Here is a 23,937-nt window from a genome sequence, read left to right on the forward strand (position 1 = left end):
TCAGGAGGTGGTCGTCGGCGCAGGGGCGCCGCTTTCGGTCGGGGCGGGAGCGCCGCTTTCCGTCGGGGCGGGGCCGGGGCCGCCGTGCCTGCCGGGGCCGCCGTGACCGCCCGGGCCGCGGCCGCCCTCGGGACGCTCCGGAGCCAGGGTGACCGAGGTGGCGTCCAGCGAGACGCCGTCGGCGTTCACCGTTCCCTCGGCGTGCACGCGGACGCCGGCCTTGACGTCCGACGGCACGGTGGCGATGTTGATCTGCCGGGTGAAGCCGTCGCGGTCGACGATCATGATGTGGCCGCCGCCGATCGACTTGACCGTGCCGTCCAGGTGCGGCTTGTGCTCGCGGGGAGCGGGAGGGGCAGCGGGCGCGCCGGCCGGCGTCGAGGGCGACGACGAGGCGGACGGGCCGGGCGACGGGTCGGCGTGGGCCAGCCCGGCGATGCCGAGGGCGAGTCCGCCGCCGGCGACGACGGCGATCGCGGCCCGGCTCAACCGGCCGGCGTTCGTAGCGGAGTCAGGCAGGGGCAGCTTCAACGTCAGCGTCTCCTTGGTCGGGGCGCCGCCACGGCCGGGGCGCCTGTCACCACGCTGACCCCCGGTCCTGAAGACCACCTGAAGCGGCCGCCTTCTTCAGCCGGTCTTCAGCTTCGTGACGGCGGAGGCACAGCCGGCCGGGCCAGACTGGGCCGATGGTCGCTCGGGTGCTGGTGGTGGAGGACGAGGAGGCGATCCGCGATCCCCTCACGGCGGCGTTGCGGGCCGCGGGCCACGAGGTGCGGGCGTGCGCCGACGGCGCCGGGTTCGAGGAGGTGGTCGACTCGTTCCGGCCCGATCTGGCGCTGCTCGACGTGCACCTGCCGGGCGGACGCGACGGCTTCGAGCTCGCCCGCGCGCTGGGCGGGCGCAGCGACTGTGCCGTGCTGATGGTGACCGCTCGCGACACGGTCGCCGACCGGCTCACCGGCTTCGAGGCGGGCGCCGACGACTACGTGGTCAAGCCGTTCGCCACCGTCGAGGTGCTGGCCCGGGTCGGGGCGATCCTGCGCCGGCTGGGCCGGGTGCCGTCCACGGTGCAGGTGGGCGACCTGCTCGTCGACGAGGGGGCGCAGATCGCCTCGCGCGGCGGCCGGACGCTGCACCTGACCGGCACCGAGTTCAAGCTGCTGGCCTACCTGACCGGGCACCGCGGCCGGATCCTGTCCAAGACGCAGCTGCTGACCCAGGTCTGGGGGTACGACGAGTACGACCCCAACCTGGTCGAGGTCCACGTCAGCGCGCTGCGCCGCAAGCTCGAACAGCACGGGCCGCGCCTGATCCACACCGCCCGCGGTCTCGGGTACGTGTTGCGGCCGTGAGGTCCCTGCGGCCCGCCTCGCTGCGGGGGCGCGTCACCCTCGGCGTCCTCGCCCTGCTCGCGGTGATCCTCGCGGGGCTGTTCACCGCGGTCGACGTGGCCCTGTCGGCGCGGCTGCACGCGGACGCCCGTACCCGGCTCACCGACCGGGTGGCCCTCGCGGAGCAGTTGCAGGGCACGCTGAGCATGCAACGGCTGGCCGACCGGCTGCGGGGCGACGGCGTGGTCGTACGGCTGTGCGCGGCCGACGGCGCGACCTGTGCCTCGGCCGCCTCGGACCCGCCGCCGCCCGGTGCGGGACGACCCCGCGGCGAGCGCCCGCCACGGCCGGACACTGCGCGAACCGATTCCGTACCCGTGGAGACCGCGGGCAGCGTGCTCTTCGTCCGCTCGTCGCTGCCGGGCAACCAGACCCTGACGCTGAGCCTGGACACCACCCAGATCACCGAGGCGGTCAACCGGCTGATCGTGCTCGAGGTGGCCGGCGGCGCGCTGGCCCTGCTGCTGGCCGGGCTCGCGGCTGCCCGGATCTCGCGTACGGCGCTGCAACCGCTCGAGGACATGACCGCCGTGGCCCGGCAGATCGCGGCCGGCGACCGGGGACAGCGGCTCGACGCTCCGCGCTCCGACACCGAGCTGGGCCGTACGGCGGCCGCCTTCGACGCCATGCTGGACGAGCTCGAGGCGGCGGAGGTGCGGATGCGTTCGTTCCTCAGCGACGCGTCGCACGAGCTGCGCACCCCGCTGGCCGGCATGCAGGCCAACGCCGAGCTGCTGCTGCGCGAGAACCCCGGCCGCGAGCAGCGGGAACGGATCGCGGTGGCGATGGTCCGCGAGTCGCGCCGGGCCGCCCGGCTGGTCGACGACCTGCTCACGATGGCCCGGCTCGGCCGGGGCATGCCGCTGGTGGCCGAGCCGGTGGACCTGCTCGCGCTGGCCGAGGCCGAGGTCGAGCGGGCGCGGGCGCTGTCTCCCGGCCTGACGTTCGAGGTCCGTGGCGAGGCCGGCGCGCACGTCGACGGCGACCCGGTGCGGCTCGGCCAGGTCGTCACCAACCTGCTGGACAACGCCCGCCACGCCACCCCGGACGGCGGCGTGGTTTCGGTGCACGTCCACCGCAGTGGGGCGCGGGTGCGGCTCGAGGTCGGCGACACCGGCCCGGGCGTCGCCCCGGACGAGCGGGCCCTGATCTTCGAACGCTTCGGCCGGGGCGACGCCTCCCGCTCCCGGCACACCGGCGGCGCCGGCCTGGGGCTGCCCATCGCGCGCGGCCTCGCCGAGGCCCACGGCGGGCAGCTGACCTATGTCGGTACGGGTCCCGGCGCGACGTTCCGCCTCGACCTGCCCGCCGGCGCCGCGCTCCCCGCGTCGCAGGTGTAGGCGTCCTTCCGCCGGCAGTTCAGCGGCCGGCTCGCCGGCCCGGCTCGGCCTTCGTGGTCACCGCCTTCTCCCAGAAGCTGCGGACGACGGGCACAACCTCCGAGACCGCCGGGATGCCCGGGCCCGTCTCGCGCGCGCCGACCTCGAGCGCGGGCGCCGAGCGTTCCAGCGAGCCGGCCATCCGGTCGATGTCCGTGAGGATCGAGCCGGTGAGGACCAGCACCCCGGTGTCGTCGATCTGGGTGCGGACCTTGTGCAGCGTCCGGCGGCGCGCCTCGCGCAGCCCGTCGAGCAGGTCCTCGAGGGTCCCCGCGTCCTGCGTGGCGTCGGCGTCCGGGTCGGTCTCCAGCCCGGCGTGCGCGGCGAACGCCTCCGAGGCGGCCGTGAGCAGCGGCCCGATGTCGTCGGGCACGCCGCGGCCGTGCGGGGTCACGGCGGCGTCGAACATCGAGCGCGCCACCGAGTTCACCTGGTGCACGCCGTGCTCGAGGACCCGGAACGTGTGGTGCACCGGGGTCACCTCGGCGAGCGGTGTCGTCAGCGACCAGCGGGCCTGCCGGTCCAGGTCCTCCACCGCGTCGACCGCCTCGCCGAGGGTCTCGCCGAGCTCGCGGGACCGCGCCAGCCACTGCGCGGCCTGGTCCCGGCCGTACCCCCGGGCCGCCCCGGCCCCGAGCTCGCCGAGCAGGCGCGCGATCTCGGTGGACAGGTGCGCCAGCTTGCATCGGGCCCGCTCCAGCGGCGTCATCCCGCCCACCAGCGGCGACAGGATCATGCCGACCACGATGCCCAGACCTGTCGCACCGACCCGCTCCCAGACGAAGGTCTCGGTGACGGCACTTCCGGCGACCAGCACACCCAGCGACGTCGCCGGCACGGTGACCGAGCCGTCCCCCAGGCGCAACAGCCGTCCGACGACCAGCCCGCACCCGGCGATCACCGCGATCGACACCGGGCTCGGGCCGAACACGCCCCACACGCCCACCGCGACCCCGATGCCGGCGGCGGTGCCGACCAGCCGCCGCGTGCCGTCCCGCACCGAGGCGTGCGCGCTCAGGTGCACCGACAGGATCGCGGAGATCGAGGCCGTGACCGCGCCGACCAGGTGCAGGGTCTCCGCGGCCGACCACGCGATGCCGGCCGCGATCGCCGCCACCAGCACGGATCGGGCGACGGCCGGGTCGATCCGCTCGTACCACCGGCGGGCCACGCGGCGCAGCCCGGCGGGCAGATGCGGTCGCACCCGGGCGAGCAGGGCCCGGCCGACGGCCTCGACGACCGGCTTGACCTTGCGGCGCAGCAACGCCGTGGCCAGCGCGCACAGCGCGAGGCTCATGGCGACCGCAAGCGGCGCCGACTCCACGACTGACCGGGGCAAGGTTGCGGCCTCTTCACGAGCACGGGTTGATCCGGTCGCACAAACTATCCCCGGCCGCCGCGGCAATTGGCCGAAATGCGGTTATTGTGATGCAGGCCGCGACGACCCCGCGCTCGGGCGTCGACCTGGGGCTGCGGCGTCCTCAGCGGAAGCCGAGCTGACGCGCCGCATCCTGGTGAACCGAGACGAGCTCAGCGAGCGGGATCGGCCTCCGGGACACCTTCGAGAGGTCCTTGCCCTCCCTGGTCCACGGCGGCGGCAGAGTGCTGATCCCCTGATCCAGTGCCACGCCGGCCACCTCGCCCTCCCACCCCGGCCATCGCAGGCCCTCGAAGAACCCCGTCACTGCGCCGGCGAGCATCGCCTCCAGCCAGTCGCCGTACCCGAGCTCGAGATCCTGCCAAGCCAGGTCCTCGGGGCCGAAGTAATGCACCGTCGGCCGCGCGCCCGGCTCCGCCGGGAGCCACGCGAACTGCCCGCCCATCACGTCGAAAGCGACGATCAGACGGCCGGCCCCCACGCCTGTCGCAGTGGCCACGTCCGGCAGGCCGTCGTGCCCACCGCCCAGCACCCGGAGCCAGCCGTGATCGACCACCAGCCCGCCGCTGCCGGCCACCACCGCCCCGAGCCACGACCTGGTCGTGATCTGCAAGGCGGCCAGGCAGCGCGCCGCCCGCTCCGCATCGACCGGCAGCACCTGCACCGGGTACGGGGCTGCCGCCACCAGCGCCGAGATCTCGGACCACGCGGACTGTTCCACGCCTCAGCCTCGCACGGGTCGATCTCGGCCTGCGCTCAGGTGCAGGCCGACCGCGACCGCGAGCATGAGCGAGCCGCCCGTTGCTGTTTGCGACGAGTGAGCGGCGGGACGGGCCGGCGGTCAGCGGGACATCACGAGGATGCCGAGGCACATCTCGTCGCTGGTGCCCTCACCCCAGACGACGTAACGCGGGGGCAGGTCCCGCAACTGCGGCAGCAGCGTGCGCAGCTTCGCGTCGTGGGTGCAGGTGACCCGTACGGTGTCGCCGCCCTTGACCCTGATCGGCTCGGCCGGCGGGACCAGTGCCTGGTTGTCGAAGTTGTATTCGGGCACGTCGAGGACCGTGGTGGCGGTGGGGGTGCCGGGGTTGAGCTCGACCTTGATCGACCGCCCAAGCAGGTGCATGTGACCGGCCACCAGGTGGATCGTGCCCGGTTCGCCGATCGGCAGGTCGCAGTGCTGCGTGTTGCCCGCGACCGGCTCCTTGCCCGGGTTGCACCAACTGTTGAGCTGGTCGACGTACGCCCCGGAGCCGGGACCGAAGCGCTTCGCCACGTCGGCGATCGCGGCCGTGCGGTCGCAGAGCGGCCCGGTGGTCCCCGGCTCGCACGGCAGCTCGATCGGCGCCGCCACGAGCTCGGTCTCCAGCGGCTCGCGGGTCGCGCCCCCGCCGGTCAGCCGCATCCGGATGCCGGAACGGTCGGTCTCCTTCCCGGCGGTCACGCCGAGCAGGTTGTAGTGCACCTGCATCACGAGCTTGCTGCCCGGCGGCATCGCGAAGCCGTAGCCGGCCGGCATCAGCGTCTCGCCCGCGCCCGGCGCCCAGTGCGCCACCCAGGCGGTCTCCCCCGGCACTCCGGTGTCACCGAAGCAGGTCCAGCCCTCCCCCGGCGTGTCGGCGTCCATCCGGGCGGCGGTGCCGGCCTGCTCGGGGCTGAGCCGGAAGAAGATCGCGTGGTGCACGATGCTGCCGTTGTCGGGCAGGAAGCGGTTGCCCGTCAGATAGGCCGGCTCGGTCAGCCCGGGGTCGACGACGAAGCAGCGGTACTCGTCGGTTCCGCCGTTCGGGGCCTTCGGGGCGTACGGCCGGGGAAGCCTGAGATCGACGAACCGCTCACCCTCGCGCAGCGGCGACAGCGGCGCGGCCGAGGCCGGGCCGTGCGACAGGTGTGGTTGCGAGGCCTGACCGCTCGGCGCGGACGGCGTCGGCGAGCCGCAGGCCGCCACCAGCAGGACAGCCGCGAGCGCGAATCTCCGGAACCTCATCGTTCACCACCCCCACCGAGCATCCCCCCGCCGCCCCGGCCGGGGCCATCAGGGATGTCCCTGGTGTGCCGCGACGCGGGGCTTCGGTCAGCGGCGGGCGAAGCGCCAGGCCGTGGGCAGCACTCCGGCGGCGATCAGCACCTTCACCGCGTCGCCGAGCAGGAAGGGGACCAGGCCGGCCCGGATCGCGGCCGCGGCGTCCAGGTGCAGGAAGAGCGCGAGCCAGGTGACGCCGACGGCGTAGATGATCAGGTTGCCGAGGACCATCACGGGGACGACGCGCCAGGGCGTACGGTCGGCACCGTAGCGGGCGAGGGTCCCGACGGCCACGGTTGCCGCGATCATGCCGAGCAGGTAGCCGAACGTGGCGCCGGTGAGCCCGGCCGCTCCGCCGGCGAACCACGGGACACCGGCCAGTCCGGCGACCACGTAGGCCACGCAGGCGGCCGGGCCGCGCCAAGGTCCCAGGACGGCGGCGCAGAGCAACACGGCGAGGGTCTGGCCGGTGACCGGCACGGGGCTGCCCGGGATGGGAACGGCGATCTGCGCGGACAGGCCGATCGCTGCCGCGCCTGCGGCGACGAGAAGCACGTCGGCGCCGCGGATCCGGGTGAGCAGCAGGTCGCCCAGGACGTAGCGGGGCGCGTGCAGGGCGACGGAGTTCATCGTGGCTCCTCTGCGGGCGAAAGGGATGAATCGGCGGACGTCGAGGGTGACTCGGAGGGCGACGGAGACGGCTCGGCGGACGGCTCGGCGGGTGACAGCGGCTCGACGGGCGCCACGGGCGCCACGGACGGCTCGGCGGGTGACAGGGAGGACAGGTAGGCGCGCCAGCCGCCGTACGCGGTGATGTCGGGGGCGCCCTCGGTGGCGACGCTCTCGCAGAGGAAGCCGGTGACGGTGGTGCCGTCCTCGAGCGAGACACGCCCGAGAGCCATGGGGCCGGGCAGAGCGGCGAGGAACCGGCCGAGCGCGGCCGGCGGCAGCTCCCACAGCTCCCCGGCGACGGCGGCCCCGCCGGAGGCGACGCGGACCAGGCCGGGCTTCGGCGGTCGGGTGGGCAGCGCGTGCAGCCGGTAGCTCGGGGCGGTGCGGACCTCGCGCAGGAAGCGGCCGCCCGGCTCGGTGAGCTGGTGGTTGAGCGGCTGCCCGGTCAGGTGCGCGCCGACCACCAGCAACGGCAGCCCTCGTCCCTGCGCACCGCCCGACGGGTCGAGACCGAGGACGAGGGCGGCGACGTCGGCGGCGACCGCGTCGGCGAACCCCCGCGCGATGACCTGGACGCCGAACGCGGCCGGGACGGCGACGGCGCTGAGGCCGAACAGGTTGCAGAAGTTGGTGTAGGTGCCGACGGTCGCGTTGACGCCGATCGGGTCCGCGGCGACCTCGGCGATCGTGGGATGGAGGGGGGACGTCGGCAGCAGCAGCGCGTCGGCGTCGCCCCACTCGGCCATGGCCTCGGCCCGCAGGTGCTCGAGGCGTTCGGTGTCGGTCACGAGCGCGTGGGCCGGGATGTCGCGGGCGGCGGAGATGATGGCGCGGACCGTCGGGTCGACGTCGCCGGGGTGCTCGTCGATGAACGCCCCGACCGCGGCGTACCGCTCCGCGACGAACCCGCCGTCGTAGAGCAGCCTCGCCGCGGCCAGGAACGGTGCGAGCCGGATCGGGCGCAGCCGGGCGCCGCCGGCCTCGAGGGTCTTGGCGGCCCGGTCGAACGCGTCGAGCCGCTCGGCGGACATGCCGGTCAGCTCGGCGCGGCCGGGGACGGCGACGGTCGGGCGCGGCGGGGCGGCGAGCGGCGCGTCGTCCGGGTACGCCGGGTCGCTCAGCACGGCGATCGCCTGCCGGCCCTCGTCGAGGGTGCGGGCGAAGACGGTCACGCAGTCGAAGCTGCGGCTGGCCGGCACCACCCCGTCGGTGGGCACGAGTCCCGGCGTCGGCTTCATCCCGACGATGCCCTGGAACGCGGCGGGCACCCGCCCCGATCCGGCGGTGTCGGTGCCGAGCGCCAGGTCGGCTATGCCCAGCGCGACGACCACGGCGGAGCCGGAGCTGGAGCCGCCGGAGACGCGGGACGGGTCGCGCACGTCGCGGACCACCCCGTACGGGCTGCGGGTGCCGACCAGCCCGGTGGCGAACTGGTCCATGTTGGTCTTGCCGAGGACCAGCGCGCCGGCGTCGACCAGCCGCCGCACGGCGGTGGCGTGCGAGCGCGGGTGGTAGGCGTACGCGGGGCAGCCGGCGGTGGTGGGCAGGCCCGCCACGTCGATGTTGTCCTTGACCGCGACGAGCCGGCCGGCCAGCGGCAGGTCCTCGCCCGCCCGCAGGCGGTCCTCGACGGCGGTGGCGTCGGCGAGGACGTCGGCCTCGGCGCGCAGGGTGATCCACGCTTCCGGCCGCTCGTTCCGGGCGAGGCGGGCGTACGCGGCGCGGACGCGGTCGGTCGGGGTCATGCGGGGCTCCCGGCGAGGACGACGAGGGGGCTGCCCGGCGCGACCTGCGCGCCGGGGGTGACGAGGATGTCGGCGACCTCGCCGTCGGCCGGGGCGGTGACGACCGTCTCGAGCTTCATCGCCTCGAGGGCCAGCAACGGCTGGCCCGCGGTGACCCGGTCACCGGGACGCACGTCGACACGCCACACGCTGGCCACGAACGGCGCCTCCACGAGCGCTCCCCCGGCGGGCACGTCCACCTGCCCGGCGGCGGGCGGCGCCTCGGGCTCGGGCCGCGGGTCGAACTCGCCGGCCGCAGCCCAGGCCTCGCGTTCGCGGCCGAACGCGGCCGCCTGCCCGGCGCGGAACTCGGCGATCGACGCGGCGTTGGCGGCCAGGAAGTCCTCGTGGTCGGCGAGGCGGAAGGTGCCGTCGTCGATGCGCAGCCGGTGCCTGCCGGCGGCCACGTCGGCGCGCAGGTCGAGCAGCTCCTGCGCGCCGACGGGGTACCACTGGATGCGGTCGAAGTGCCGCAGCAGCCACGGGTCGCCGGCCTCACGCTGCCAGCGGGACCAGACCTGCACCGTACGGCCGACGAACTGGTAGCCGCCCGGCCCCTCCATGCCGTAGATGCACAGGTACGCGCCGCCGATGCCGACCGCGTCCTCCGGCGTCCAGGTGCGGGCCGGGTTGTACTTGGTGGTGACCAGCCGGTGCCGCGGGTCGAGCGGGGTGGCGACCGGCGCGCCGAGGTAGACGTCGCCGAGCCCGAGCACGAGGTAGCTGGCGTCGTAGACCGTGCGGTACACGTCGTCGACGGAGTCGAGGCCGTTGACGCGGCGGATGAACTCGATGTTCCACGGGCACCAGGGCGCGTCGTCGCGCACGCCGTTCATGTAGCGGGCGATGGCCTCGCGGGTGGCCGGGTCGTCCCAGGACAGCGGCAGGTGCACGGTGCGGCTGGGCACCTGCAGGTCGCGGGTGGCGGGCAGCTCGTCCTCGAGCGCGCGGACCAGGCCGAGCAGCTTGCGCACCGGCAGCCGCGACGGGTCGGCGTGGATCTGCAGCGAGCGGATGCCGGGGGTGAGGTCGACGACGCCGTCGAGGTTCTCGGCGCGCAGCCGGTCCATCAGCGCGTGGGCGCGCATCCGCAGGCCCAGGTCTAGCGTCATCGGCCCATATTCGACGAGCAGGTTGTCGTCGCCGGAGCGCCGGTAGGTGACCGCGTCGGTGCGCGCGAGCACGCCGTCGTCCCGCGTCTGGATCAGCGGCGTGAAGTCGAGGTCGTCGACCGGCACGAACCGGACGGTGTCGCCGGGGCTCAGCTGGCCCAGCTTCCACCGCTCGGAGGTGATCACCGTGGCCGGGCAGACGAAGCCGCCGAGGCTGGGGCCGTCGGGGCCGAGCAGGATCGGCACGTCGCCGGTGAAGTCGACGGCGCCGACCGAGTACGGGGTGTCGTGGATGTTCGACGGGTGCAGCCCGGCCTCGCCGCCGTCGGCGCGCGCCCACCGGGGCTTGGGGCCGACCAGGCGCACGCCGGTGCGCGCGGAGTTGAAGTGCACCTTCCAGTCGGCGGCGTAGAACGCGTCGATGTCGGACCGCAGGAAGAACTCGGGCGCCGCGTGCGGCCCCTCGGTGACCTTGATCCGCCACTCCCGCCCGATGATCGGACGCTCGCCGACGGGCACCGGGCCGCCGGCGAGGCCCGCCGGAGCGCCGGCACGCAGGACGTCGCCGACCCGCAGGGCCCGCCCGCCGTGGCCGCCGAACTGCCCGAGCGTGAAGGTGGCCGAGCTGCCGAGATAGCCGGGCACGTCGAGGCCGCCGGCGACCAGGACGTACGTGCGCAGACCACCGTCCGAGGCCGGGCCCACGTCGAGGACCGCTCCGGCGGGCACCCGTACGGGCTCCCACAGCGGCACGGCTGCGCCGTTAACGGTGACGGTGACCGGCGCGCCGGTGACGCAGACCGTGGTGTCCGCGGTGAAGCGCAGCGCCGGCCCGTCCACGGTGCACTCCAAGCCCGGGGCGCCCTGCGGGTTGCCCAGCGCGCGGTTGCCGAGCCGGAACGAGAGGTCGTCCATGGGCCCGGACGGCGGCACGCCGACCTCCCACAGCCCGGTGCGCCCGGGCCAGTCCTGCACCGTGGTGAGCGTGCCGGGCCGTTGCACGACGATGCGCGGCTCGGTGTCGTGCACGCCGGCCAGCGTCGCCGTCGAATGCCGCGCCGCGAGCACGTCCGCGTCGGCCGAGGCGGCGCGCAGCAGCCCGAGGTTGGTCTCGATCCCGTCGACGCGGGTGGCGCCCAGCGCCGCGCGCAGGTTCGCGTACGCCTGCTCCCGGGTCGCCCCGGTGACGATCACCTTGGCGAGCATGGGGTCGTACGCCGTGCCGACCTCGGTTCCGGCCTCCACCCAGCCGTCGACCCGGATTCCTTCGGGGTACGAGACGTTCGTGATCAGCCCCGCGCTCGGCCGGTGGTCCTGGGTGGGGTCCTCGGCGTACACGCGCGCCTCCACGGCGGCGCCTGCTCCGCCGCCGCGGGGCGTGTCGAGCACGGTGTCGTCGCCCTGCGCCAGCCGCAGCATCCACTCGACCAGGTCGACGCCGAGCACCTCCTCGGTGACCGGGTGCTCGACCTGCAGCCGGGCGTTGACCTCGAGGAACGACGCCTGCTCGCGTTCGGCGTCGTAGACGAACTCGACGGTGCCGGCCGACCGGTAGTTCACCGACGCGCACAGCGCCACCGCCGACTCGTGCAGGCGCTGCCGCACCGCCGCGGGCAGGCCGGGCGCGGGCGCCTCCTCGATCACCTTCTGGTTGCGCCGTTGCAGGCTGCAGTCGCGGTCGCCGAGCGCGACGACCCGTCCCCGCCCGTCGCCGAACACCTGCACCTCGACGTGGCGGGCGCGCTGCACGAACCGCTCCAGGAACACGCCGCCGCTGCCGAAACTGGCCACCGCGAGGCGCTCCACCCGGTCGTACGCCGCGGTCAGCTCGGCCGGGGTCGAACAGGCCTGCATGCCGATGCCACCGCCGCCGCCGGTGGCCTTGACCATCACCGGGTAGCCGATGCGCTCGGCCGAGGCGAGGGCCTCGTCCAGCCCGGAGAGCAGACTGGTTCCCTCGATCATCGGTACGCCGGCCGCCCGCGCCAGGTCCCGCGCGGTGTGCTTGGCGCCGAACGCGGTCAGCTGGTCGGGGGTGGGCCCGACGAACGCGAGCCCGGCCGCCTCGACCGCGGTCGCGAACGTGGCGTCCTCGGAGAGGAAGCCGTATCCGGGGTGCACGGCGCCGGCGCCGGTTGACCGTGCGGCGTCGAGCACGCGCTCGACCACCAGATAGCTCTCCCGGGCCGGGGCCGGCCCGAGCAGCACGGCCTGGTCGGCCAGGCGGACGTGCGGCGCCGCCCGGTCCGGCTCGGAGAAGACGGCGACGGTCTTGAGGCCGAGCCGCGTGGCGGTGCGCATGATGCGCCGGGCGATCTCGCCCCGGTTGGCGACGAGCAGCGTGTCGAACACGGTCACTCCCCCGAGATGATCATGCGGACGGGTGTCGGGTCGAAGCCGTTGCACGGGTTGTTGATCTGCGGGCAGTTGGACACCAGGACCAGCACGTCCAGGTCGGCGCGCAGGGTGACGGACAGGCCGGGCGCGGAGATGCCGTCGACGATGCCGAGCGCGCCGTCCGGGTCGACCGGCACGTTCATGTACCAGTTGATGTTGCTGACCAGGTCGCGCTTGCCCAGGCCCCAGCGGCTGCCCTCGATCAGGAAGTTCTCCACGCAGGCGTGCTGGTGCCCGGTGTGGTGGCCGTAGCGCAGCGTGTTGCTCTCCCGGCTGCACGCCCCGCCCACGGTGTCGTGCCGCCCCACCTCGTCGGCCACGACGGTCATCAGCGCGTTGCCCTCGCTGGAGCGCAGCACGCTGCCGGTGGTGAGGAAGATGCCGCCCTGCGCGGCGAGGGTGTCCGGCGCCGAGTAGCGCTCGGCGGTGTCGTGGGCGTTGTAGATCAGGCAGTCGACGGCCTGGTTGCCGCGCAGGTCGACGATGGTGAGCGTCCGGCCGCGGCGCACGATCGCGGACCACGGCGCGCGCGCCTCGACGACCTGGTCGGAAACGGTGGTCATGCGATCCCCCGGGCGTCGAGATAGTCGGCGGTGTTGAGGAAGGCGCGCTCGCCCTCGGGCGTACGGGACCACAGCGGGTCACCGGGCGCGGTGGGCTTGCCGGCCCACGCGCGGACCTCGACGGGCTTGCAGGTGTACGTGGTCCGCGTGTCGAGCGGGTGCGGAACGTTGGCGAGCAGCACCGTGAGCGGCATCTCGGCCCGCAGCTCCACGGCCGTGCCGGGCTCGGCCGCCCGCGGCGGGGAGAACATGCCGTCTTCGCCGACCCGTACGCCCTGGAAGAACGAGATGCTCGGCGGCAGATCGCGCCGGGTCAGCCCGTGCTTCGCGGCGGCCAGCGTGAACAGCTCGCGCCCCGCGGGCGTGCCGGAGTGCGGGCTGCCGTCGCCGTACCGCTCGCGGTTGCTCTTGAGGGTCGTCGTGCCGCAGAAGCTGTCCGACAGGTCCGCGGCGCCGGCCGTGACCGACGCGAGCACCCGCCCCTGGTCGGAGAGCAGCAGATGCCCCTCGCCGATGTAGGCCTGCCAGAGCACCTTGACGGTGTCGGCGACGTTCAGCCGTTCCCACGGCTCGTCGGCGTTGAACAGCAGCACCGAGACGCAGGCGTCGCCGTGCAGGTCGGTCAGCCGCAGCGTCGTGCCGCGGGCCAGCCGCTTGCTCGCATAGCCGCCGCCCGGGATCGTCTCGGCCCACACCAGGCCCTCGCCGGCCCGGCTCGCGGGAACGATCGGCATGCAGTCGGCGACGGTGCCCGCCTGGGCGCGGGCGTGCTCGCGGGCGCCGGCGGTGGTGGCGGTGGTCATGCGGGATCCCCCTCGACGGCGACGGCCGGAAGCGACGGCAGGTGCAGCGACAGGGCGCGGGTGCGGTAGCGCAGGTAGGCCAGGACGCCCGCGAGCAGCGCGCCGCCGACGAAGATCAGCGAGAAGTAGTGCAGGTACCAGTGGGTGCCGGCCGGGTCGTAGACCTCCTGGCGGGGCCACCCCAGGTTGAGGATCATGCCGAGGCCGTAGAGGACCGCCGCGGCGTTGACGACCACCCCGAGCCTGCCGAGCGAGAACAGCTTGCCGCCGCGTTCGGTGCTGCGGGCCTGCTCGCTGACCGGCCAGCCCTGCAGCCGGCGGATCAGCAGCGGGATGGTGACCAAGGCGTACGCGATGTAGAGCATCACGATGCAGACGCTGGTCAGCGCGGTGAACAGCGCCGCCTGGCCGATGTTGACCAGCAGCACCGCGGCCGCGCCGACCCCGACGACGATCGCGGGCAGCGCCGGGGTGCCGGTGCGCGGGTTGACCTTGCTGAGCGCGGCGGAGAACGGCAGCACCCCGTCGCGGGCCATCGAGAAGATCATGCGGCTGCCCGCGGTCTGGATCGCCAGCGTGCACACGGCGACCGCGATGGCCACGTCGATCAGCAGGATCCGGCCACCGGTCTCGCCGAGGCGGCTGGTCAGCACGTACGGCAGGCCCTCGGTGGCGAGCCGGCCGTCGGTGAGGCTGGGCGCGGCCATCAGCGCGACCAGCAGCAGCAACCCGCCGCCGACGCCGGCCGCCGCGAGGGCCCGCAGGATCGTGCGGGGCGCGGTGTGGCGGGGGTCGCGGGTCTCCTCGCTGAGCTCGCCGGCGCTGTCGAACCCGACCACCACGTACGCCGCCATCAGCGCCGACACCAGGAACGGGCCGACGTACGACAGCCCGCTGCCCAGGCCGCCGGTGTCGAGGACGACGCCGGGGCCGCGCTCGGCGTGGAAAAGCAGCAGGACGACCACGGCGACCACGCCGATGATCTCGAGGGTGACGCCGGTGCTGTTGATGATCGCCATGAGCCGTACGCCGATGACGTTCACCAGCGTGGTGAGCGCGATCAGGATCGAGCCGAGGATGACGGCGTTGGTGGCGCCGCTGGTCGAGGTCAGCGACGGGTCGCCGCCGACGAGCTGGAACCCGGACCAGATCTGCGGCAGCACCACCTGCAGCGCGATCGCGGCCGCGGCGACGGTGACGATCTGGGCGATGATCATGACCCAGCCCGCGAACCAGCCGACCGTGGCGCCGGCCAGCCGCCGCGACCACTGGTAGATGCAGCCCGACAGCGGGTAGCGGGCGGCGAGCTCGGCGAAGTTGAGCGCCACCATGAACTGGCCGAGGAAGACCAGCGGCCAGGTCCAGAAGAACGCCGGCCCGCCGAACGAGAAGCCGAAGGCGAACAGCTGGAAGACCGTGGTGAGGATCGAGACGAAGGAGAACCCGGCGGCGAACGAGGCGTACGAGCCGATGCTGCGGCGCAGCTCGGGCCGGTAACCGAACGCGCGCAGGTCCGCGGCATCGGTGGTGGAAGTCGTGGTGGTGGTCATCCCGCCTCCTGACGATCAGGCGGCGACCGGCGCTGCTCGCCCGCCGCCGAATACCTGTCAGTCGACAGATTCTTCGACGGGAGGCCGGGGGTGGTTTCCCGGCAGTAAACCTTGGGTTGCCGGATGTGTCGGCACGGTTACATCGCTCCGGCGGTGAAAGTGAGATCCGTGCGTGAAACGATGCGGGGGTGACTTCCCCGCCCCCAGCCGCGTCCGTCGGCCGGCCCCGGGCGAGCGGCGCCCGGCCCCGCACCGGCGGTTCCGCCCGCGAGGAGATCCTCGACGCGGCCGCCGAGCTGTTCGCCGAGCGGGGGTACGCGGCCACCTCGACCCGGATGATCGCCGAGAAGGTCGGGGTCCGGCAGGCCTCGCTGTACTACCACTTCAGGACCAAGGAGCAGATCCTCGCCGAGCTGCTGGAGTCCACGGTGCGGCCCTCGGTCGACTTCGCGACCGGCCTGACGGCGCGCGGACTGGACCCGTCCGACGCCCTGCACGCCCTGGTCCGCTACGACGTGGGCGTGCTGCTCGGCGCCCGCTGGAACGTCGGGATCCTGTACGCCCTCCCGGAGATCGCCACGGAGCCGTTCGCCCCCTTCCGCGCCGGCCGGGAACGGCTGCGGCTGATCTACCGCGAGCTGGCCGGCGGGGACGTCCCCGGCGACCTGGTGCTGGGCCTGGTCGAGAGCGTCATCGGCATGCGCCGCGACCTGCCCGTCCTGGCCCCTCACGAGGAGCTCCGGGAGGCCGTCGCCGCGGCGGCTCTGCGCCTGGTCGGGGCGCGATCGGCCGGCCCGCCTCCGCCGGCGCGCCCGGCGCCGGTGTGACGCGATCGGATATCAGGACCGGCCTGGCAGGGATTACCCGGCCCCACGTGGGTAGCGTGACGGCGTGACGGACGACCTCTTCGCCGGCGGCGGCGCCACGGGACGCCTGATGAGCCGGCTCGACTGGTCGGCCACGGACGTGGGCCCGGTGGAGACCTGGTCGCAGAGCATGCGGGCGGCCGTCCGGATCGTGCTGTCCTCGCGCTACCCGATGCTGCTGCTGTGGGGACCCACGTACACCCAGCTCTACAACGACGCCTACTCCGCGTTGATCGGCGACAAGCACCCGGACGCGCTCGGCGGCGACGTCCGGGTGACGCTGGCCGAGGGCTGGGACGTCCTGGAACCGCTGATCGCCGACGCCCGGGCGACCGGCGTGGCCAGCTGGGTGCCGGCGTTGCAGCTGGCGCTGGACCGGTCGGGCTACCGCGAGGAGGCGTACTTCAGCGTCTCGCACGCCCCCGCCCGCGACGACGACGGAACCACCGCGGGCATCCTCACCGTGTGCAGCGAGGTCACCGAGCAGGTGGTCGGCGAGCGACGGCTGCGCCTGCTGCGCGACCTCGCGGTGCCGGCCGGCGGGCGGACCGCCGACGTCGGGCAGGTCTGCACGCAGCTCTGCGCGGTTATCGGCGAGCACCGGATCGACGTGCCGTTCGCCGCGATCTACCTGCGCGACGGCGCCGTGCTCCGGCGCGCCGGGGTCGTCGGGGCCGACGGCGTCGACGCGGTGCTGCCCCGGCGGGTGAGCCCGCGCGACGACGGGTGGAACCTGCTCGTCGCGGCCGCCGGCGAGGCCGTCGACGTCGAGGACGTCGCCGAGCGGCTGACCGTCACCGGCGGCGCCTGGGACGATCCGGTCCGCACCGCGGTGGCGCTCCCGCTGCCGTCCGCCGAGCGGTCGCAGCCGCTGGGCGTGCTGCTGGCCGGCGTCAGCCCCAGCCGGGGCCTGGACGAGACGTACCGGTCGTTCTTCGAGCTGCTCGCGCAGCAGGTGGCGGTCGCGGTGCGCAACGCCCAGGCGTACCAGGAGGAGCGCGACCGCGCCGCGGCGCTGGCCGAGCTGGACCGGGTCAAGACCGACTTCTTCACCAACGTGAGCCACGAGTTCCGGACCCCGCTGACGCTGATGATGGGCCCGCTGACGGACGCCCTCGCCGATGCCGGCGAACCGCTCGGGCCGGCCCAGCGGGACCGGATGGAGATCGCCCTGCGCAGCGCCAACCGGCTGCTGTCGCTGGTGAACAACCTGCTGACGTTCTCGAGCGTGGAGGCCGGGCGGGCGGAGCACCGGCCCCGGCCGATCGACCTGGCCCGCTACACCGCCGAGCTCGCCGGCGTGTTCCGCGCGGCGGTCGAACGCGCCGACCTGCGCCTGGTGGTGGACTGCCCGCCGCTGCCGAGCACCGTGGCCGTCGACCCGGGGAACTGGGAGAAGATCGTCACCAACCTGCTGTCGAACGCGCTGAAGTTCACGTTCGTCGGCGAGATCCGGGTGCGGCTGACCGCCGACGCCACCACGGTCCGGCTGACCGTGTCGGACACCGGCATCGGCATCGCGCCGGAGGACCTGCCCCGGCTGTTCGACCGGTTCCACCGCGTACGGGGTGCGCAGTCGCGCAGCCACGAGGGCAGCGGGATCGGCCTGGCGCTGGTCCGCGAACTGGCCCGGCTGCAGGGCGGCGAGGCGACCGTCGAGAGCACCCCCGGCGTCGGCACGACCTTCACGGTGACCGTGCCGCTGGTCGGGGCCGCGGTCGCCGAGCCCCTGCCGGACATGCCGGCCGCGCAGGTCGGGGCCGCGGTCGCCGAGCCCCTGCCGGACATGCCGACCGCGCAGGCGGCGGCCCGGGAAGCGGTCGGCTGGCTCGACGTCCCGCCCGCTCCGCAGGCCGAGCCGTCGCCGGGGCCCGAGGCGGACGGCGCCCGGATCCTGGTCGCGGACGACAACAGCGACATGCGCGCGTACCTCAGGCGGCTGCTCAGCGGCGAGCGCTGGCAGGTCGAGCTGGCGCCGGACGGGCGAGCGGCACTGGAGGCGATCCGCCGCTTCCCGCCGGACCTGCTGCTCACCGACGTGATGATGCCGCGCATGGACGGATTCGCCCTGGTCCGGGCCGTGCGCGCGGACGAGGCCACCCGGGCGCTCCCGGTGATCATGCTGTCCGCCCGGGCCGGGGACGAGTCGGGCGTCGAGGGCCTCGAGGCCGGCGCCGACGACTACGTGGTCAAGCCGTTCACGGCGGCGGAGCTGGTGGCGCGCGTGCGCAACACCCTGCGGCTGGCCCGGGTCCGCGCCACGCACACCCGGCAGCTGTCCGCGCTGGCCGACACCGCCGCGGTGATCGCGTCCGGGCGCGCCCTCGAGGAGGCGTTCCAGGCCGTCACCGAGCAGGCGCGGGCCCTGCTCCAGGGCACCGCGGCCGAGGTCGTGGTGAGCAGCGGCGACGAGCGTCCCCCGCTGCGGTTCACGTCGGGCCCGGCCGGCCCGCCCGCCGACGGGTCCGGCGCCGTGCGCGCCGCGATCCGCGGCCGGGACGGCGAGCCGATCGGCACGCTGACCGTGCTGATCGACCTGGCGCGCCGGCCCAGCGAGCAGGAACGCGGCCTGCTCGAGCCGATGGCGACCATGCTGGCCTCGCTGGCACAGACCGGCTGGCAACTGGAACACGACCGCCAGCTGGTGCTGACCCTTCAGCAGAGCACCCTGCCCGACGACCTGCCCGACCTGGACGGCTGGGAGCTGCACGCGGCCTACCGGCCGGCCGCCGGGCGCGTCGGAGGCGACTGGTACGACGTCCTGGTGCTGCCGGACGGCGACGTCCTGCTGAGCATCGGCGACGTGGCCGGGCACGGGCTGGGCGCCGCGGTGCTGACCGGCCAGGTGCGCAACGCGGTCCGGGCGTACGCGGTGGAGGACGCCGCGCCGGCGACCGTCGTCACGCGGGTGGCCGGGCTGCTCAACCGCCTCGGCACGCCGCTGCTGGCCACCCTGTTCGTGCTGCACCTGCGCCCCGGGACCGGGGACTTCGCGTGGTGCAGCGCCGGGCACCCCACCCCGGTGTACTCCGACCCGGAGCAGGACACCCACCTGCTGCAGGGCGTCGTCGGGCCGCCGCTCGGGCTGCGCCGGGCGTCGTACCGGCAGAACGACGGTCAGCTGCCGCCGGGCGCCCAGTTGCTGCTCTACACCGACGGCCTGGTCGAGAACTTCCCGTCGCCGATCGACGTCGGGCTGGCCCGGCTGCAGCGGCGCAGCCAGGAGGGGTACGCCGCGGGCGCGTCCGCGACCGCCGTCCTGGACGCCGTGCTGGCCGAGGTGCCGCAGCCGCAGCGCGACGACATCGCGGCGCTCATCCTGCGCCGCCGGCGGGCCCCCGACGCGCACGTGGTGGCCGACGTGCCGGACCTGCACGCCACGTGGACGTACCCGCTGGAGCCGTCCGCCTCCGGCCTGATGCGCCGGGACCTGCGCGCCGCGCTGAGCGACCACAAGATCGACCCCGACCTGCTGGACGACCTGCAGGTGGCCGCGACCGAGGCGGTCAACAACGCGGTGGAACACGCCCAGCAACCGAGCCGGCCCGACGTCGAGGTCCAGCTGCGCGTCCTCGACGGCACGGTCCGCATCGTGGTTCGCGACTTCGGCGGGTGGCGGGCCCGTCCCACCGTCCGCGACCGCGGCCGCGGCGCGATGCTGATGAGCGCCTACGGCGACGTCCGCGTCGTCCCGACCGCCACCGGAACCACCGTCACCATCGAACGCCGCTGGCGCGCCCCCACCCCGTGACAGCGCCGGGAACGCCTTGGTTGCGTCGGCCCGGATCGCCGCGACAGTAGGGGGGTCGACACCTCATTAGATCGATGTAAGTCGATCATAACGAGCTCTGAGCTGGCACTTCTCTCACGAGAGTTCGCGCTGACGGTGCCGGCCATGACCATCGACCTGGCCCTCTGGGCCACCCGGGCCCTCCTCCCTCTCTTCGCGGCCACCGCCGACGGCGTCGCGACGCCGATGATCGTCGGGCTGGTGGTGGGAGCTTCCGCCGCCTACTCCGCGGTCCGTCTGATACTCGGCCCGGTGTGGGCCTTCGTCCAGGCTGTCTTCGCCAACCACTTCGGGGACTTCCTGGTCGAGCGGTTTCCCTCGCTCAACCGGGTATTGCGGCCGGGAGCGCCTCGGAAGGCCGGCGCTCGCATCGAGATGCGACGGGAAACGCCGGACGGAACCGTCATCGTGGTCCGTGCCGACGACGTGGCGACGGTTCGGGAGATCCTCCGCCACCTGCCGAGCCCGGGTGATCGGCCCTGATCCTCCCAGGTCAGACCGGGACCAGCTCGCGGTGGCCGGCCTCGACGCGCTGGCCGTAGTAGGTGCCGGCGAGGACGAGCGCGATCCCGGCGACCCCGGCGGCGGTCAGGTGCTCGCCGGCGACGCCCACGCCGATCAGCACCGCCCACACCGGCTCGGTGCCCAGCAGCAGGCTCGCGCGCGCCGCCGACGTACGGCGGATCGCCCACAACTGCACCACGAACGCGAACACGCTGCAGCCCAGCGCGAGATACAGCACGCCGAGCCACTGCCCGGGCCCGAAGGACCGCACGGCCGAGGGCAGGACGGGCGCCGCGAGCAGCGTGAACAGGACCGCGCCGACCACGGTCTGCAGCCAGGTGAGCGTCACCGTGTCGTACCGCCGGCCGTCCGTCAGCCGCCCGGAGAGCGTGACGTGGGCCGCGCGCACGACCGCGGCGGCGAGCATCAGCGCGTCGCCGGCCGTCGGCGCGCGCAAACCCGGGCCGGCGACGAGCAGGACCACGCCGGCCACCGCCACCGCCGCGGCCCCGAAGAACCGGCGCGGCAGCCACCGCCGGCGCACGGCCCCCTCGAGCGCCGGGGTCAGCAGGATCGTCAGGCTGATCAGCACGCCGGCGTTGGTGGCGCTGGTCAGCGACACCCCGTACGTCTCGAGCACCAGCACCGTCGCCTGGGTGAGGCCCAGCAACGCCCCGACCCGCAGCTCCGGCCGGCTCGGGCGTCGCACGGCCATGGCGGGCGCCAGCGCGAGCGCCGAGACCAGAAAGCGCAGCGCCAGCACGGCCAGCACCCCGCCGGCCAGGACGAGGGTCTGGGCGGCCAGATAGCTGCTGCCCCACACCACCGCCACGGCCAGCAGCAACAGATCGCTGCGGCGTATCGACATGCACGCAGCCTGCGGTCGGCAAATCGTGAAGACAAGGTGCGACCTTCTCAACGTACGGTGTAGTCATACCTAATGGATCTGCACCACCTGCGCCTGCTCAGGGAACTCGGCGACCGGGGCAGTCTCGCCGCCGTCGCCCGGGCGATGCACATCACGCCGTCGGCGGTCTCGCAGCAACTGCGGGTGCTGCAACGCTCCGCGCGGGTGCCGCTGACCGAGCGCCGCGGCCGCCGTCTCGTGCTCACCGAGGCGGGCCGTGCCCTCGCCGCCGCGGCGATCGAGGTCTCCACCGCGCTCGACCGGGCCGGCCGGGCCGTGGATGCCTACCTCGACGACCCGGCCGCACCGGTCACCGTGGCCGCCTTCCACAGCGCCGGGCTCACCTATTTCGGCCCGCTGATCGCCCGGCCCGGGCTGCCGCCGATGCGGTTCTCGGACGAGGACGTGGCGCAGGCCGGCTTCCCGGCGCTGGTCGCCGACTACGACCTGGTGCTGGCACACCGGCTGGCGCACAGCCCGCCCTGGCCGGCCGACCGGCTCACGGTCGTGCCGCTGGTCCACGAGCCGCTGTACGTCGCGATGCCCGCGGGCCACCGGCTGGCCTCGAAGCCGTCGCTGACCACCGCCGACGTCGCCGCCGAGCCGTGGATCTGCGTCCGCGAGGGATTCCCGATCGAGGGCATCCTGACCGCGATCGCGGCCGTCGCCGGCCGGCCCCTGGACATCGTCCACCGGGTCAACGAGTTCACCGTCGTGGCCGCGATCGTCGCCGCGGGCGGCGGCCTCGCGCTGCTGCCCGGCTACACCAGCCGCCCCGACCCCGGCGTGGCGCTGCGGCCGCTGGCCGACCTGCCGGCCGGGCGGCACATCGACGTTCTGGCCCGTCCGGAGACCTTGCACCGGGCCGCCGTACGCTCGGTCGTGGATGCGCTGCGCGAGATAGCGGCCGAGCCGGCCTCGCGTCAGCGGGCCGGCTGACCGGCCCCGGCGAGTTCGCTGAGGACGGCCGGGTCGTCGATGCCGCAACTCCGCGCGGCCGGGCCGAACGTCACCACCGGCTTGCCGTCCGCGCCCTTGTGCAGGAAGACCCGGCCGTTGCGCGGATCGCGGTCGAGGAACTGGTCGAGCCGTTCGAGAAGCGCCAGGCAGTACGCCGGGTCCGCGGCCGGCGACGACGTGCCGGCCGGTGCATCTGCGGCGGGCGAGGCCCGGTCGGAGATCACCCCGACCCCGGCCGCCGCGAGCGTGAAGACGCCGCCGATCAGCGCCACCTTGATCTCTTTGCTCTGCCCGGACCACCAGCTCATGGGCCGGCCTCCGGGGACGTGCCGCTGATCGCCAAGTCCAGCGCCGCGGCCTCCTCCAGATCGCCGGCATCGGTGAGCCGGTCGCGTAGTTCCCGGGCCTCGCGCAGCAGCGTCTCGCGCTCGGCGGGCGCGCCGCTCGGCGACTGCCGCCCCAGACGCTCCAGCCGTACGGCAAGCGCCTGCGCCCGCCGCTTCGCCTCCCGTCGCTGCTGAGCGGCGGCGATCAGGCCGGCCGTCGCGATCAGCGCCGCCACCGCGGCCACCCCGTACGCCTTCGCCGCGGTTCCGCTCGTGACCGTCGCGCGCCACAGACTCCCCCCGCCGGCCACCGCGGCGAGCGCGACCACCACGACCGCCGGCACCAGCAGCGCCCGTCCCGTGAGCGGTTCGCTCCCGACCGGGCGCCGGGAGTCCTCCGCCGCGACCATCACCTGCTGAGCGCGGGCCTGCACCGGCCGGAGCACGAGGGCCTGCGCCGCGCCGAACACGGCAGCCCAGGCGAGCAGTTGCGCCCGGGTGTCCGGAAGCGGCAGCAGGGCCGTGAAGAGTCTTCCGGAGAGCAACAGCATCCCCACCACCGCCAGCAGAGCACCGACCGGCAGACTCAGCAGCGCCACGGCGACGGGCACGGCATAGGGCGTCGACGTTCCCCGCAGCCCACGCAGACCGGCGGCCGCGGTGAGGGCCGCACCGACGAGCCCGGTCAGCTCCACCAGCAGCAAGTCGTACCGGCCGTTGAAGTCGCCGGGACAGACGGTGCGGTCGGCGCCGCGCACGCACAGCGGCAGCGCCTCCGGCTGCAGCCGGCCGAGCACGGCGAGGCCGACGGCCAGGACGGAGACCGTCATCGCGGTCACCAGCACGACGTCGTGGAAGCTGCGCAGCCGCGCCAGCTCCGTGAGGCGCGCACGGCTGAGCAGCCGGGACGCCACCGCCAGCCGTTCCCGGTCGCCCGGGTCGCCCACATCCCGGGTCGCGGCCAGCCGCTCCACGTCGGCGCTGATCGGGTGATCGGGAAGCCGGCGGCGTACGCCGTCAAGCAGCGCGGGCAGCTGACCCACCACGTACTGCCGCCGCGCCGACTGCAACAGCAGGGCTTCGGCAGCGTCGAGGTTGCCGACGGCCCGGAGCACGCCGGCATCCCCGCTCCGCAGCCACCGGTGCCGTGGCGGTCGCGTCGCGGCGTCGCAGGCGGCCTCCAGGTGTCTGTCGATCGCCGCACGCAAGTCCGAGGCGGCCGGGTCCCCGTCGGCCTCCAGCTCCCGGCGGGCCAGCTCCGCGAGAACCGCGGCACGCGTCACCGTCTGCTCGCGCCAACCGTCACCGGTGTGAGCTTCGCGCTGTTGCGTCCCCGACCGTGCCACCTTTCCTCCCACCGCCATTCTCGGCCGCGGCGGCGCCGAGGGGTGTCGGCTACGTGTCAGGCGAGGGCCGGCCGCCGGTCTTCCGACGGCACGTTGACGAACCGTGCCGGCGTTGCGCTGCAGGATCGGCTGCGGCCCGGGCCGGCATCGGTCCACCGGCCCCACCGGCTGATCGAGCCACTCGCC

General features: G+C 74.4%; 19 protein-coding genes. 6 read left to right on the forward strand and 13 right to left on the reverse strand.

All coding sequences use genetic code 11. The features are described 5' to 3' along the window. Positions 1-531, reverse strand: coding sequence for a hypothetical protein (locus ACSNN8_RS32435; protein ID WP_436653788.1), 531 nt, complete (start codon positions 529-531; stop codon positions 1-3). Positions 532-686: 155 nt separating this feature from the next. On the opposite strand from ACSNN8_RS32435, the gene ACSNN8_RS32440 reads away from it, so the two are divergent. Together ACSNN8_RS32440 and ACSNN8_RS32445 are read left to right on the forward strand one after the other, a co-directional pair. Then, complete coding sequence (locus tag ACSNN8_RS32440) at positions 687-1,352, forward strand: response regulator transcription factor (protein ID WP_436653789.1); 666 nt, start codon at positions 687-689, stop codon at positions 1,350-1,352. Then, positions 1,349-2,731 (forward strand): sensor histidine kinase, encoded by a 1,383-nt coding sequence (locus ACSNN8_RS32445; protein WP_436653790.1) that lies wholly within the window; start codon positions 1,349-1,351, stop codon positions 2,729-2,731. The genes ACSNN8_RS32440 and ACSNN8_RS32445 overlap by 4 nt, the downstream gene beginning before the upstream one ends. A 19-nt stretch (positions 2,732-2,750) precedes the next feature. On the opposite strand, the gene ACSNN8_RS32450 is transcribed toward ACSNN8_RS32445, so the two are convergent. The 9 genes from ACSNN8_RS32450 to ACSNN8_RS32490 form a co-directional block, all read right to left on the reverse strand. Next, a complete protein-coding gene (locus tag ACSNN8_RS32450) occupies positions 2,751-4,109 on the reverse strand; it encodes an FUSC family protein (RefSeq protein ID WP_436653791.1) in 1,359 nt (452 codons plus the stop codon). Positions 4,110-4,251: 142 nt separating this feature from the next. Then, complete coding sequence (locus ACSNN8_RS32455) at positions 4,252-4,869, reverse strand: DUF2625 family protein (protein ID WP_436653792.1); 618 nt, start codon at positions 4,867-4,869, stop codon at positions 4,252-4,254. Positions 4,870-4,989: 120 nt separating this feature from the next. After that, positions 4,990-6,135 (reverse strand): monooxygenase, encoded by a 1,146-nt coding sequence (locus ACSNN8_RS32460; protein WP_436653793.1) that lies wholly within the window; start codon positions 6,133-6,135, stop codon positions 4,990-4,992. A gap of 87 nt (positions 6,136-6,222) precedes the next feature. Beyond that, positions 6,223-6,801 carry a biotin transporter BioY gene (locus tag ACSNN8_RS32465; protein ID WP_436653794.1) on the reverse strand — a complete coding sequence of 193 codons (579 nt, stop codon included), beginning with the start codon at positions 6,799-6,801 and terminating at the stop codon, positions 6,223-6,225. Next, entirely contained in the window at positions 6,798-8,588 is a 1,791-nt protein-coding gene (atzF, locus tag ACSNN8_RS32470; RefSeq protein WP_436653795.1) for an allophanate hydrolase, read from the reverse strand. The genes ACSNN8_RS32465 and atzF overlap by 4 nt, the downstream gene beginning before the upstream one ends. Further along, positions 8,585-12,091 carry a 5-oxoprolinase/urea amidolyase family protein gene (locus tag ACSNN8_RS32475; RefSeq protein ID WP_436653796.1) on the reverse strand — a complete coding sequence of 1,169 codons (3,507 nt, stop codon included), beginning with the start codon at positions 12,089-12,091 and terminating at the stop codon, positions 8,585-8,587. Before ACSNN8_RS32475 ends, atzF begins: the two co-directional genes overlap by 4 nt. A gap of 2 nt (positions 12,092-12,093) precedes the next feature. Further along, positions 12,094-12,699 carry an urea amidolyase associated protein UAAP2 gene (locus ACSNN8_RS32480; protein WP_436653797.1) on the reverse strand — a complete coding sequence of 202 codons (606 nt, stop codon included), beginning with the start codon at positions 12,697-12,699 and terminating at the stop codon, positions 12,094-12,096. After that, on the reverse strand, positions 12,696-13,502 hold the full coding sequence (locus ACSNN8_RS32485; RefSeq protein ID WP_436653798.1) for an urea amidolyase associated protein UAAP1: 807 nt from the start codon (positions 13,500-13,502) through the stop codon (positions 12,696-12,698). Before ACSNN8_RS32485 ends, ACSNN8_RS32480 begins: the two co-directional genes overlap by 4 nt. Next, positions 13,499-15,052, reverse strand: coding sequence for an amino acid permease (locus ACSNN8_RS32490; RefSeq protein ID WP_436653799.1), 1,554 nt, complete (start codon positions 15,050-15,052; stop codon positions 13,499-13,501). Before ACSNN8_RS32490 ends, ACSNN8_RS32485 begins: the two co-directional genes overlap by 4 nt. A gap of 188 nt (positions 15,053-15,240) precedes the next feature. Here ACSNN8_RS32490 and ACSNN8_RS32495 point away from each other — a divergent pair, with 188 nt between their 5' ends. From ACSNN8_RS32495 to ACSNN8_RS32505, 3 genes are all read left to right on the forward strand, one after another. Further along, a complete protein-coding gene (locus tag ACSNN8_RS32495) occupies positions 15,241-15,879 on the forward strand; it encodes a TetR/AcrR family transcriptional regulator (RefSeq protein ID WP_436653800.1) in 639 nt (212 codons plus the stop codon). A gap of 64 nt (positions 15,880-15,943) precedes the next feature. Then, positions 15,944-19,669 (forward strand): SpoIIE family protein phosphatase, encoded by a 3,726-nt coding sequence (locus ACSNN8_RS32500; RefSeq protein WP_436653801.1) that lies wholly within the window; start codon positions 15,944-15,946, stop codon positions 19,667-19,669. A 144-nt stretch (positions 19,670-19,813) separates the two neighbouring features. After that, on the forward strand, positions 19,814-20,191 hold the full coding sequence (locus ACSNN8_RS32505; protein WP_436653802.1) for a hypothetical protein: 378 nt from the start codon (positions 19,814-19,816) through the stop codon (positions 20,189-20,191). Between the two features lie 10 nt (positions 20,192-20,201). Here the strand turns inward: ACSNN8_RS32505 and ACSNN8_RS32510 are convergent, their stop codons facing one another. Then, on the reverse strand, positions 20,202-21,080 hold the full coding sequence (locus ACSNN8_RS32510) for a DMT family transporter (protein WP_436653803.1): 879 nt from the start codon (positions 21,078-21,080) through the stop codon (positions 20,202-20,204). 72 nt (positions 21,081-21,152) lie between these two features. On the opposite strand from ACSNN8_RS32510, the gene ACSNN8_RS32515 reads away from it, so the two are divergent. Further along, entirely contained in the window at positions 21,153-22,058 is a 906-nt protein-coding gene (locus ACSNN8_RS32515) for a LysR family transcriptional regulator (protein WP_436653804.1), read from the forward strand. Here ACSNN8_RS32515 and ACSNN8_RS32520 read toward each other — a convergent pair. After that, complete coding sequence (locus ACSNN8_RS32520) at positions 22,043-22,387, reverse strand: hypothetical protein (protein ID WP_436653805.1); 345 nt, start codon at positions 22,385-22,387, stop codon at positions 22,043-22,045. The genes ACSNN8_RS32515 and ACSNN8_RS32520 overlap by 16 nt on opposite strands. Further along, on the reverse strand, positions 22,384-23,688 hold the full coding sequence (locus tag ACSNN8_RS32525; protein WP_436653806.1) for a hypothetical protein: 1,305 nt from the start codon (positions 23,686-23,688) through the stop codon (positions 22,384-22,386). Before ACSNN8_RS32525 ends, ACSNN8_RS32520 begins: the two co-directional genes overlap by 4 nt. Positions 23,689-23,937: the final 249 nt, after the last annotated feature.

The organism is Actinoplanes sp. URMC 104 (genome assembly GCF_051386375.1).
GTDB lineage: Bacteria > Actinomycetota > Actinomycetes > Mycobacteriales > Micromonosporaceae > Actinoplanes.